Here is a 12,018-nt window from a genome sequence, read left to right on the forward strand (position 1 = left end):
TGCTGATTCTGCCCTCATGGTAATCCAGATTGCGCGAGGATAATAGTGCAGAAATGGAAGCGGCACATCAAAATGTGCCGCAGATTTATAAGGGTATTTCTAAGGGTTATATTCGAGGTGGCGCTGTACTGCCTCGAACCACTAATTTAGCTTCAAGCAGACGCGAACCTGCTTGCACATCGTTGCCTTTTAATAGATCAAGCATCATCAACATCGCTTGGCGTCCAATCTCATAACGAGGCTGAGAAATGGTGGTTAGCGGTGGATCGCAGTATTGAGCGAATTGGATGTCATCGAAGCCGACAATCGATAGGTCTTGAGGAACGCGCAAGCCCAGCTTCTTCGTTTCTTGAATCGCACCAATCGCCATCGCATCGTTGTGACAGAAGATAGCTGTAGGTTGTTCAGGAAGTGCCAGTAATTGACGAACCGCTTGAGCGCCCGCTTCAAAGGTGAAGTCACCGACCGTGCTATAGGCTGGATTCATTGAGACTCCGGCGCGACGCAGCGCTTGCTGGTAGCCTTGTTGGCGGAACTTACACAGTGTTGCCGATACTGGTCCTGAAATTTGAGCAATACGCTTATGACCTAACTGAGCTAGGTAGTTCACCGCTTCAAAGGCAGAGGTCAGGTTATCGATGTGTACCGTAGGCAGTTCAAGCTCAGGGGCAAACTCACACGCCATCACCATTGGTGGTAAATTCTTTTGTTCAGATTTACTGACATCAAATGGATGGTCAGTGCCAAGCAATAGCATACCGTCAGCTTGTTTGGTGAAAACTAAGTTAACAAACGAAGACTCACGCTTCTTTTGTTGGCCGCTATCACCCAGTAAGACAAGGTAGTCATTTTCTACTGCGGCATCTTCGATACCACGAATGATCTCGGCGAAATAAGGGTCACAGATATCAGGAACGATAGTGATGATGGTTTTTGATTCGTTGCGACGTAAGTTTCTAGCTAATGTATTGGGTGAGTATCCAGCTTCAAGTACTGCTGTTTCCACTCGTTTACGAGTCGAAACTGAGACTTTCTCAGGGTTCATCAATGCACGTGATACCGTGGCTGTTGAGACGCCTGCTAGCTGGGCAACATCCTTCATTGTCGCCATAAATTAAACCCTCTTTTAAGTTCCTTTGTCGCCTAAGTATCTAAGGCGTGAATAATAAATGTAATCGAATAGATATTATGAAAGTGTTGCTAACACTTTTTTTATTGCAATATTTTATTCGTTTAATCCGTGTAAAGTTACGGCTAGATTAACAAAAATCACATGACTCGTGTGAACTTGCTCACGAGAAATATGAAATATTTGTGAACAAACTTATCATTAGTTTTAACCCGAAGGGGTTTAGCTCAGATCTTGCGGCTCAATATCGAGTGACCAACGGACTTTTTTCGCAGCAGGTAACATATTGATGGCCGGCTTGGCACTCATTAATAGCTTCTGCATTAACGAGCGCGTCTGAGTTTGTAAGATTAACTGCCAGCGAGATTTGCCCGCTCGTTTTGCTAACGGAGCCGGGGTTGGCCCTAACACCATGCAATATTGGTCAAACAGCGGGTGCGATTCCAATGTGTGACGAACCTGACGCAAGAACTCTTCCACCAAGCGAGTGTCATTGGCTTCTGCTCTAAACAGCGTCATAAAGGTATAGGGCGGTAACATTGCCTGCTTACGTTCTGCTAGCGCCGTCTGAGCAAAGTGGTTATAGTCTTTGTGTAGCAAGGCTTGCAACAACCCATGTTCTGGGTGGTGAGTCTGTAAGATCACTTCACCGGGTTTGCTTGCTCGTCCTGCGCGTCCCGCTACTTGGATGAATAGCTGCGCAAGACGTTCAGAGGCACGGAAGTCACTACTATATAAAGAGCCATCCACATCCAATAACGCCACAAGTGTCACGTCAGGGAAATGGTGACCCTTAGCAAGCATCTGCGTGCCGATAAGAATTTGGAATTCACCCTTACGAATCGACTCGAGCGCGCTTTCTAAGCTGCCTTTACGGCGGGTGCTGTCGCGGTCAATACGAATGGTTTTGTATTCCGGGAATAGTTGACCAAGTTGAGCTTCTAACTGCTCGGTCCCGACACCCACTGTCACTAAGTTTGCAGATCCACAGCCTTGGCAATTGTGCACGATATGCTGCTGAGAACCACAGTGGTGGCAGCGCATCTCATTGCTGTATTGGTGATAGGTGTAGTAAGCATCGCAACGTTTACACTCGGCCGTCCAACCACAATCGTGACACATTAATGCCGGAGAAAACCCTCGACGATTGAGGAACAGCATCACTTGGTTGCCAGCTTTGAGGTGTCTTTGCATCTCTGCAATTAACGACGCAGACAAACCACTTTCTAGATATTCACCTTTAACATCCAACACCTTATTGGTGGTCGGCAGTGCGACACCCGCACGTGAAGTCAGGGTGAGATAACTGTATTTGCCGATCTGAGCGTTGTGCAGGGTTTCGAAGGCTGGCGTTGCTGAGCCTAATACTACTGGAATCTGCGCTTTGTGCGCACGCATGATCGCCACATCTCTCGCATGGTAGCGCAGGCTATCTTGTTGTTTGTAAGAGGCGTCGTGCTCTTCATCGACAATAATAATGCCCAAATCTGCAAACGGTGTGAACAAAGCCGAACGGGTACCAATCACAATGCCTGCAATCTTATCGCGAGCCGATAGCCAAGCGTTCAGTCGCTCTGAATCGTTTAAACCAGAGTGGATAACCTCAACAGGCACATTAAAGCGTCGCTTAAAGCGGTTAATGGTTTGCGGTGTTAGGCCGATCTCTGGCACTAGCACTAACGCTTGTTTACCTTGGTCAAGAATCGGCTTAATCATATTCAGGTAGACCTCGGTCTTACCTGAACCTGTGACACCTTCGAGAAGGAAGCAACCAAAGTTGTTTTGACTATTTACTGTTGCAATCGCTATGGCTTGCTCTTCATTGAGCTTAGGTTTGTCTTGGTCGTTTTCGAGCTCGGCAGGCCAAGGTTGGCGCTTCGGCTTTTTCTCAACCGATTCAATCCAGCCTTTTTCTTCTAGCGTCTTGAGTACGGCGCTAGCCACTTCTTCATCAATGAACTCTTGATGAGGTACCGGGCCGTGCTCAAGCATGTGCATCACTTTGGCTTGCTTAACGGCGCGACCAAATCCTTGCATCAGTTGGTCGCGGCCTGATGGCGTTAACTGCCATTCGACGAGTGTTGCGAAGTCTGCTGCTTTGCCTTTGCGTAAAGCACTCGGTAGCGCATTAGCAAAGGTTTCGCCGAGTGGGTATTGATAGAACTGACTGCACCAGGTTAATAGTGAGTAGACAGATTCAGGCCAAACAGGTTGGTTATCCAATAGCGCTTTTATTGGCTTGAGCTTATCTAACTCGAATTCTGATTCGTTAACTAGAGCCGTGACAATCCCAGTTAAGGTTTGTCGTCCAAAAGGCACAGAGACTCGACCACCAATAATCGGGAATAGGTGGTTTGGAATCTTGTAATCGAACTGCTTGTCGAGTGGAACAGGCAGCGCCACACGGGCAATCATTGGACGCATAAAGGGACGGCTTTATCTGAATTGACGAGAGCGAACAGTCTAAAGGATAAGGCGGTTAAATTCGAGAAGCAGTTTGAATGTGATGTGGCAGAGAAGCGGGTGAGGTTGGGGCCAAGCCAAGAATCACAGTCAGCAAAGGAAATAATGCCGATATTGGCGAAAAATGTATCAAATCAGTTGATCCTACTTCACAGATTCATTACTATACTGCGCCTTAAAGGTATGGCTTCGTCGCGCTTTAGTGATGAGCGGTGTCTTTATTTCTTTTTTAAACTACGTGTGGTGTGCGGCTTAGAATCGTATAGCGACACGGCCTACTTGAGGTTATCCCATGAAAGCTGGAATCCACCCAGAATACAAAGCAGTTACTGCTACTTGTTCTTGCGGCAACACTTTTGAGTTCAACTCAACGCTAGCAAAAGAATCAATCCACCTAGACGTATGTGACAAATGTCACCCGTTCTACACTGGTAAGCAACGTATCGTAGATACAGGCGGCCGTGTTGATCGCTTCAACAAGCGTTTCGGTGCTCTTTCTAGCAAGAAGTAATTCTCGCTATTTAGACATAAAGAGGACACTTCGGTGTCCTTTTTTGTTGCCTGAAATCCGATAAAATACAAACTTTCCCTTCAAGCTTTCACTCTCTTCAACAATAAGCCGCTTAACTGAATATTATCGGGTCATTCTTGGCTTATCGCTCACCACTGTAAATCCGCACGAAAGTTCAACAAGCGATAGTAATTTCAACTGCTCACTGGTCTTATTAGTAGTGAAATCTCGTTTTTTAATGAGACAGAGGCTTTTACCACCTAGGAACTTTGAAGTACATCCATTAACATGAACAAGATCCCCCAAATAATAATATCCTAGGAACCTACACCTATGTCTGAAGACAGCCGCCAAGATCAATCCTCTCAAGAATTATCACCTCAAGAACAATTCCGTCAGCAAGCTCTTGATTATCATGAGTTCCCAATTCCAGGCAAAATTGCCGTAGAACTGACGAAGCCTGCAAACTCTGCAGAAGACCTAGCACTTGCATACAGCCCAGGCGTGGCTGAGCCTGTTCGCGAGATCGCACAGAACGTTGATAACGTTTATAAGTACACAGGTAAAGGCAACATGGTTGCAGTTATCTCTAACGGTACAGCGATTCTTGGCCTAGGTAACCTTGGCCCTATTGCTTCTAAACCTGTTATGGAAGGCAAAGCGCTCCTGTTTAAGCGTTTTGCTGGTTTAGATTCTATCGATATTGAAGTAAAACACCGCACAATCGATGAGTTCGTTGATACAGTTGCGAATATCGCAGATACATTCGGCGGTATTAACCTGGAAGACATCAAAGCACCAGACTGTTTTGAGATTGAACGTCGCCTGATTGAACGTTGTGATGTTCCGGTATTCCACGATGACCAACACGGTACTGCGATTGTAACGGCAGCGGGTATGCTGAATGCGATCGAGCTTCAAGGTAAGAAACTTGAAGAGTGTAAGATCGTTTGTTTAGGTGCTGGCGCAGCGGCGGTTGCTTGTATGGAACTACTGATTAAGTGTGGCGCTCAGCGTGAAAAAATCTACATGCTTGACCGTAAAGGTGTGATCCATACTCGTCGTGATGACCTAAACGAATACAAAGAGCTGTTCGCAAATAACACTGATAAGCGTACGCTTGAAGATGTTATCGAAGGCGCTGACCTGTTCTTGGGTGTATCGGGGCCGAATCTACTGCCTGCTGAAGCACTAACGCTGATGGCTGATAAGCCTGTTGTGTTTGCATGTTCAAACCCAGATCCAGAGATCAAGCCTGAGCTTGCACACGAAGTTCGTTCTGACCTAATCATGGGTACAGGCCGCAGTGATTACCCTAACCAAGTAAACAACGTACTTTGTTTCCCATTCATTTTCCGTGGTGCACTAGACGTGCGTGCGAGCGAAATTAATGACGAAATGAAGCTAGCGGCGGTTAAAGCGATTCGTGAACTGGCGAAAGAAGAAGTTCCAGCTGAAGTACTAGCAGCTGCGGGCGAGACTGCACTGGAGTTCGGTAAGGGTTACATCATTCCTAAGCCAATGGACCCACGTCTACTTCCTCGCGTAGCACGAGCAGTTGCGGAAGCGGCTGTTGAATCTGGCGTAGCTCGTATCGAGATGCCTGCTAACTATATGGCTTAATAGCTGTTGCTCTATTGAGCCAAAAAGAATAATAAAAAACCGACTCATCTGGAGTCGGTTTTTTTATGTCTATCATTCACAGCGCAATCATAAAAAGCTATGCGCGATGTGATAAATAAGGTTCAGCTAGAGCGAATCAATAATGAAGGCAGTGACTGAGTTGTTTTTATTCTTCGTCAAACGCTTCGAACTCGATACCCATCTCTGTCATCAGCTTTTTCACTTCAGCAGGAATATCGTCTGGGCGGTCTTTACGAAGGTCTTCATCCGTTGGTAGTGGTTGGCCTGTGTACGCATGTAGAAAGGCTTCGCACAGTAGCTCACTGTTTGTTGCATGGCGTAGGTTATTAATCTGGCGGCGAGTACGCTCGTCAGTAAGAACCTTTAACACTTTTAGAGGGATAGAAACTGTAATTTTCTTTACTTGTTCGCTTTTCTTTCCATGCTCAGCATATGGGCTTATGTATTCACCATTCCAGTCGGCCATTGCGTACCTTCATCACTTTAGTTGTTAGAATAAATTAATAGTGGTGATTTTAGCGGGATTTACTGCCATAAGCAAAGACATATAGACGTCTAGAAGTGTTGACGTCTCACGTTTATGAAAGTAAAGTGAATAACATATATCTAACACAGCCGCAAAATGCCGACAAGCCGCTGTGATTCTCAGACGCAAAACTTGTAAGGAAGCACCTATGAGCAGCCGGAAGCCAGCAACAATCGCAGTACGTACTGGTATCGAGTCAGACACGCAACACCATGCCGTTGTCCCACCCATTTATCTTTCGACTAACTATGGGTTTCCCGCTTTTGGTGAAGTGCCAAAGTACGATTACACCCGTTCTGGTAACCCAAACCGCGGTTTATTAGAGACGGCACTGTTTGAGCTTGAATCAGGCAAAGGCGCGGTTGTGACTAACTGTGGTACTTCGGCGCTTAACTTATGGGTTTCGGCTTTCTTAGGCGGCGATGATCTTATTATTGCACCGCACGATTGCTACGGCGGTACTTACCGTCTGTTTAACACTCGCTCGCTAAAAGGTGACTTCAAAGTTCTGTTCGTTGATCAATCGGATCAAGCAGCGCTGGATGCGGCGCTCGCGCTTAAGCCAAAGTTGATCTTAATTGAAACCCCATCGAATCCACTGGTTCGCGTGGTTGATATTGCAGAAACTTGCCGTAAAGCGAAAGAGGTTGGTGCTCTGGTTGCTGTCGACAACACGTTTTTGACACCTGTGTTCCAAAAGCCTTTAGAGCTGGGTGCTGATTTTGTTATCCACTCAACCACTAAGTACATCAATGGACACTCAGATGTTATTGGTGGCGTTGTGGTCACTAAGACAGAAGAACACGCTGAAGAGTTAGCATGGTGGGGCAACTGTATTGGTGCGACCGGCACACCATTTGATAGCTACATGACTTTACGTGGTATTCGTACGCTAGGTGCGCGTATGCGTGTTCACGAAGAGAGTTCACGTGAAATTCTGGCGTCTCTACAGCAACAAGATCTCGTCGGCACTATTTACCACCCAAGCCTTCCTGAACATCCGGGTCATGATATCGCGAAGAAACAGCAATCGGGCTTTGGTTCCATGCTCAGCTTTGAGTTTGCGGGCTCATTCGAGGCGCTTAAATACTTTGTTGATAAGTTAGAGCTGTTCTCTTTGGCAGAATCATTGGGCGGTGTTGAAAGTCTGATTTGTCACCCTGCGTCGATGACTCACCGCGCGATGGGTGAAGAAGCCTTAGCAGAAGCGGGTGTTTCTCAGCAACTACTGCGTCTATCTGTTGGCCTTGAAGATGCAGAAGACCTAATCGATGACCTCAAGCAAGCGTTTGAAAGAACACAGCGCTTTATCGCTGAAGGGGAGGGTTAATAATGGCAACCTTTCGCCAGCTACATAAATTTGGTGGCAGCAGTTTAGCGAATCCTGAATGTTACCAACGCGTGGTCAACATTCTTAGAGAATACTCATCAGCATCTGATTTGGTGGTGGTATCGGCAGCAGGCAAAACAACCAACCGTTTGATTGAATTTGTTGAAGCGCTCGACAAAGATGGTCGTATTGCCCATGAATGCCTACAAGCACTTCGTCAGTTCCAACTCGATCTGATTGAAGCACTGCTTGAGGGTGAATCAGCCGCACAACTTACTTCAACCATTCAACAAGAATTTACCGCTTTGGGTGAGCTAACGGCTCCCTTGAGCGAAGCACAAAAAGCAAAAGTGCTTGGACACGGTGAGGTTTGGTCTTCACGTCTACTCGCGGCTTTGTTGTGCCAGCATGATTTACAAGCCGTTGCTCAAGATGCGCGTGCTTTTTTACGTGCAGAAGTGGGCGCTCAGCCTGAAGTCGACCGCGCACGTTCTTACCCTCTGATCAAAGAAGCCTTGGCGCAGCATGCACATTGCCGCGTGGTGATTACGGGCTTTATGGCTCAGAACTGCGAGGGTGAAACGGTATTGCTTGGCCGTAACGGTTCGGATTACTCAGCAACCGTGATTGGTGCTTTGGCTGAAGTTGAACGCGTGACGATTTGGAGTGATGTGGCAGGCGTTTACAGCGCTGACCCTCGTCTGGTTTCAGATGCGTGTCTATTGCCTCTACTTCGCCTTGATGAAGCCAGCGAATTGGCTCGTCTTGCCGCTCCAGTGCTTCACAGCCGAACGCTACAGCCTGTGGCTCAAAGTGCTATGGATCTCAGCTTACGCTGCAGCTATCAGCCGGAGGCGGGCTCTACACAGATCGAGCGTGTACTGGCATCGGGTCGTGGCGCAAAAATCATTACCTCTTTGGATGAAGTGCTTATCGTGCAACTGACCTTTGGTCACGGCCATGATTTCGACCGTCTAGAGAGTGAAGTGCTTGAAGGGCTTAAGCGTGCTCAACTTGAGCCGCTTGCTTATGAGCTTGAACCGGATCAACACTGTTTGCGTCTTGCCTACACAGAAGAGATCGCTGGTGGTGCATTAGAATATCTCCAAGACCATGCGATTGAAGCGGAAATTAAGCTAAAAGAAGGTTTCTCTCTGATTGCTGCAGTGGGTGCAGGTGTGACTAAGAACCCGAACCATTGCTACGGTTTCTACCAGCAGCTTAAGAGCTCGCCGGTTGAGTTCATCTCAGAAGCGAACTCTGGCTTAAGCTTGGTGGCTGTGATTCGTAAGAGTGAAACATCAAGCCTAGTGAAAGGCATTCACTCTCAATTGTTCCAAGCGCAGAAGCGTGTTGCGATTGCCTTGTGTGGTAAGGGCAACATTGGTTCAAGCTGGTTAAGCCTGTTTGCTGAGCAAAAAGCGGAACTTGAAAAGCGCCGTGGAATGAACTTTGAATTGGTTGCCGTGGTTGATAGCCAAACCTATTGGTTCGACGATCAAGGCATTGATGCGACTTCGGTAGGTAAGCGCTTTGACGACGAAGCTATTGCTAACAATGGTAACGACTGGTTAGAGCGTTTGGGCTCTATTCAAGGTTATGACGAAGCAGTGGTTCTGGATGTGACTGCGAGCCCAGTGCTTGCAGCAAAGTATCTGCAAATCGCACAACAAGGTATTCACCTAATCTCGGCGAACAAGGTGGCAGGTTCTGCATCGAGCGAGTATTACCATCAAGTACAAGATGCTTTCGCTAAGATCAGCCGTCATTGGTTGTACAACGCGACAGTGGGTGCTGGATTGCCGATTAACCACACGGTACGTGACCTACGTGAAAGTGGCGATGACATCATTGCGTTGTCTGGCATTTTCTCGGGCACGTTGTCTTGGTTGTTCCAACAGTTTGATGGCACCGTGCCGTTCAGCGAGTTGGTTGACTTAGCATGGCAACAAGGCCTTACGGAACCTGACCCTCGTGCTGACCTAGATGGCTCAGACGTGATGCGTAAGCTGGTGATTCTGGCGCGTGAATCTGGTTTGGATATCGAACCTGAAAACGTAAAAGTGGAATCACTGGTACCTGAAGAGTTGCAAGACCTGTCGGTAGATGACTTCTTTGATAAGGCTTCTGTGCTAAGCGAAGAGTTGGCGGAGCGCTTAGAGAAAGCGCACTCTCAACAGAAGGTTCTGCGTTACGTAGCGCGTTTAGAGAAGAATGGTAAGGCAACCGTAGGTGTTGAAGCCCTATCTAAAGAACACGCTCTAGCGAACTTGCTGCCTTGCGATAACATCTTTGCGATTGAGAGCAAATGGTACAAAGATAATCCGTTGGTTATTCGTGGCCCAGGTGCCGGTCGTGAAGTAACGGCAGGTGCAATTCAATCTGATCTAAACAGAATGTCTAGTCTGTTCTGATACTCATATCGGTTGGTTTGAAACTCAGATCAATTGTTTTAGTACGTAAATGGCATACTATTCACTAAGATAAATAAGGCTGAAAGCACGATGTGTTTTTCAGCCTTTTTTCTACATTATTTCTGCTTTGCGACCCATCTAACGACTTGAGTTTTACTCACGATCTACTTGAGAAAAATTCATAATGGATCTGTTGACATTAAATCGTATTCAATACATTCTACAGACATATAGACGTCTAAACGTCGTTTAAGGATTTGAGTTTTTAGTGGTTGCTTTTGCCACAGGGAGAGTAAGATGGGATACACACACGCTAGTCATATCGACGCTTTAAATCAGAATATCGCTGAGCTTTCTGACAACATCAATGTGTCATTTGAGTTTTTTCCACCGAGCAGTGAGAAGATGGAAGAGACCCTGTGGAACTCTGTTCACCGTCTTAAAACACTTCAACCAAAATTTGTATCGGTAACTTACGGTGCAAACTCGGGCGAACGTGACCGTACCCACTCAATCATTAAAGAAATTAAAAACCAAACTGGCCTAGTGGCTGCACCGCACTTAACGTGTATTGATGCGAGTCGCGAAGAGCTGATTCAAATTGCCGACGATTACTGGGCAAATGGTATCGAGAGTATTGTTGCGCTGCGTGGTGACATTCCAGCAGGCGGCGGCGCGCCAGAGATGTACGCATGTGATTTGGTTGAGCTACTTAAATCTCGCCACGATTTTGATATCTCAGTAGCGGCATTCCCTGAGGTTCACCCTGAAGCAAAAAGCGCTCAATCTGACCTTATTAACCTTAAGCGTAAAGTGGATGCGGGTGCTAACCGTGCAATCACTCAGTTCTTCTTTGATGTAGAAAGCTACCTACGTTTCCGTGACCGTTGTGTTGCGGCTGGTGTGGATGTTGAGATTGTACCGGGCATCTTACCGGTTTCTAACTTCAAGCAAGCATCTCGCTTTGCAGCGATGAACAACGTAAAAGTACCTGGCTGGATGGCGAAGCAGTTCGAAGGTTTGGATGATGATCCAACCACTCGTCAGTTAGTAGGTGCTAGCCAAGCGATTGATATGGTTCGTACGCTGAGCCGTGAAGGTGTGAAAGATTTCCACTTCTACACGCTAAATCGTGCAGAAATGACTTACGCACTTTGCCATACGCTAGGTGTTCGTCCACAAGTCGCTGCGCTTTAAGCAAAGTCTAAGAAGTAAAGCCTAAGCACTTGTAAAAAGCCTCTGGCAGTAACATTTCAAATCCTATAGATACAAAAAAGGCTTAGACTCATAGAGTTCAAGCCTTTTGCTTTTCTAGCTTCTAGCTTCTAGCTTCTAGCTTCTAGCTTCTAGCTTAACTTAAGCTAGAGCGCCAAGTTCAAGCAGTACTTCTTCAGCCCATACAATCCATGCTTCACGGATAAGTAGGTTACGACGAAGTGTTAGACGCTCAAGGCGTGCTTGCTTGTCTAGTGTTGATGGCGTTGCGTAGTAAGCTGCTTCGATTTCACGGTAGTGAGAAACCAGTTTGCGAGACTCTTCTACTAGCTCAGCAAGTTGTACACGGTAAGCGTCAGAAGGTTGTACAGCACAAGCCATTAGCTTAGCTGAGAACTCGTCACGAACGGTTGGGTGTGCAGTTGGTTGTTCAAACCATTCACCTAGCGCGCCACGGCCAGCATCAGTGATAGAGTAAACTTTACGATCAGGTTTGCCTTCTTGAGGCTCAAGCACGCAAGTTACCTGGTCGTTCTGAGCCATTTTATTTAGCTCGCGGTAAACTTGTTGATGGCTAGCTTTCCAGAAGTAACCAATGCTTGCGGAGAATTCTTTTGTGATATCGTAACCAGTAGCATCGCGTGTACTTAAAACGGTTAGAATTACGTGTGGTAATGACATGTCTGAAATCCAAATGGTAAACAGTAAACAAATACTTAAACAACAAGTGTGCTTCTAATGGCACGTTATATTGGTTATGTCTAAGTAGCACCAACTCATCGGTTG

The 12,018-nt window shown here is 46.6% G+C and carries 9 protein-coding genes; 5 read left to right on the forward strand and 4 right to left on the reverse strand.

The window, feature by feature from the left end; genetic code table 11:
* Nucleotides 1-106 precede the first annotated feature (106 nt).
* A complete protein-coding gene (gene cytR / locus AB4307_RS11935) occupies nt 107-1,111 on the reverse strand; it encodes a DNA-binding transcriptional regulator CytR (RefSeq protein ID WP_102393044.1) in 1,005 nt (334 codons plus the stop codon).
* Nucleotides 1,112-1,351: 240 nt separating this feature from the next.
* The gene (gene priA, locus AB4307_RS11940; protein WP_372131952.1) at nt 1,352-3,553 is read right to left on the reverse strand and encodes a primosomal protein N'; all 2,202 of its coding nucleotides are present in this window, start codon (nt 3,551-3,553) and stop codon (nt 1,352-1,354) included.
* Between the two features lie 331 nt (nt 3,554-3,884).
* On the opposite strand from priA, the gene rpmE reads away from it, so the two are divergent.
* Together rpmE and AB4307_RS11950 are read left to right on the forward strand one after the other, a co-directional pair.
* Nucleotides 3,885-4,103, forward strand: a complete 219-nt coding sequence (rpmE, locus tag AB4307_RS11945; protein ID WP_004737142.1) for a 50S ribosomal protein L31 — start codon at nt 3,885-3,887, stop codon at nt 4,101-4,103.
* 333 nt (nt 4,104-4,436) lie between these two features.
* Nucleotides 4,437-5,726 (forward strand): malic enzyme-like NAD(P)-binding protein, encoded by a 1,290-nt coding sequence (locus tag AB4307_RS11950; RefSeq protein WP_372131954.1) that lies wholly within the window; start codon nt 4,437-4,439, stop codon nt 5,724-5,726.
* Nucleotides 5,727-5,892: 166 nt separating this feature from the next.
* Here the strand turns inward: AB4307_RS11950 and metJ are convergent, their stop codons facing one another.
* Nucleotides 5,893-6,213, reverse strand: a complete 321-nt coding sequence (gene metJ, locus AB4307_RS11955; RefSeq protein WP_004415993.1) for a met regulon transcriptional regulator MetJ — start codon at nt 6,211-6,213, stop codon at nt 5,893-5,895.
* 208 nt (nt 6,214-6,421) lie between these two features.
* On the opposite strand from metJ, the gene AB4307_RS11960 reads away from it, so the two are divergent.
* From AB4307_RS11960 to metF, 3 genes are all read left to right on the forward strand, one after another.
* Entirely contained in the window at nt 6,422-7,603 is a 1,182-nt protein-coding gene (locus tag AB4307_RS11960; RefSeq protein ID WP_017063681.1) for an O-succinylhomoserine (thiol)-lyase, read from the forward strand.
* A gap of 2 nt (nt 7,604-7,605) precedes the next feature.
* Nucleotides 7,606-10,017: a bifunctional aspartate kinase/homoserine dehydrogenase II gene (gene metL / locus AB4307_RS11965; protein ID WP_372122100.1), complete on the forward strand. Its 2,412-nt coding sequence runs from the start codon at nt 7,606-7,608 to the stop codon at nt 10,015-10,017.
* A gap of 297 nt (nt 10,018-10,314) precedes the next feature.
* On the forward strand, nt 10,315-11,214 hold the full coding sequence (gene metF / locus AB4307_RS11970; protein ID WP_229647419.1) for a methylenetetrahydrofolate reductase: 900 nt from the start codon (nt 10,315-10,317) through the stop codon (nt 11,212-11,214).
* A 159-nt stretch (nt 11,215-11,373) separates the two neighbouring features.
* On the opposite strand, the gene AB4307_RS11975 is transcribed toward metF, so the two are convergent.
* Complete coding sequence (locus tag AB4307_RS11975; protein WP_017061141.1) at nt 11,374-11,913, reverse strand: PadR family transcriptional regulator; 540 nt, start codon at nt 11,911-11,913, stop codon at nt 11,374-11,376.
* Between the last annotated feature and the right edge of the window lie 105 nt (nt 11,914-12,018).

It is taken from the genome of Vibrio sp. 10N.261.52.C2 (genome assembly GCF_041471425.1).
In the GTDB taxonomy this organism is placed as follows: Bacteria; Pseudomonadota; Gammaproteobacteria; order Enterobacterales; family Vibrionaceae; genus Vibrio; species Vibrio crassostreae_C.

Bases quoted from the DNA above. Each gene is read 5' to 3' on its own strand.
- metF (WP_229647419.1), top strand. From the start codon at position 10,315: ATGGGATACACACACGCTAGTCATATCGACGCTTTAAATCAGAATATC.
- cytR (WP_102393044.1), bottom strand. From the start codon at position 1,111: ATGGCGACAATGAAGGATGTTGCCCAGCTAGCAGGCGTCTCAACAGCC.
- priA (WP_372131952.1), bottom strand. From the start codon at position 3,553: ATGCGTCCAATGATTGCCCGTGTGGCGCTGCCTGTTCCACTCGACAAG.
- metJ (WP_004415993.1), bottom strand. From the start codon at position 6,213: ATGGCCGACTGGAATGGTGAATACATAAGCCCATATGCTGAGCATGGA.
- rpmE (WP_004737142.1), top strand. From the start codon at position 3,885: ATGAAAGCTGGAATCCACCCAGAATACAAAGCAGTTACTGCTACTTGT.
- AB4307_RS11975 (WP_017061141.1), bottom strand. From the start codon at position 11,913: ATGTCATTACCACACGTAATTCTAACCGTTTTAAGTACACGCGATGCT.
- AB4307_RS11950 (WP_372131954.1), top strand. From the start codon at position 4,437: ATGTCTGAAGACAGCCGCCAAGATCAATCCTCTCAAGAATTATCACCT.
- AB4307_RS11960 (WP_017063681.1), top strand. From the start codon at position 6,422: ATGAGCAGCCGGAAGCCAGCAACAATCGCAGTACGTACTGGTATCGAG.
- metL (WP_372122100.1), top strand. From the start codon at position 7,606: ATGGCAACCTTTCGCCAGCTACATAAATTTGGTGGCAGCAGTTTAGCG.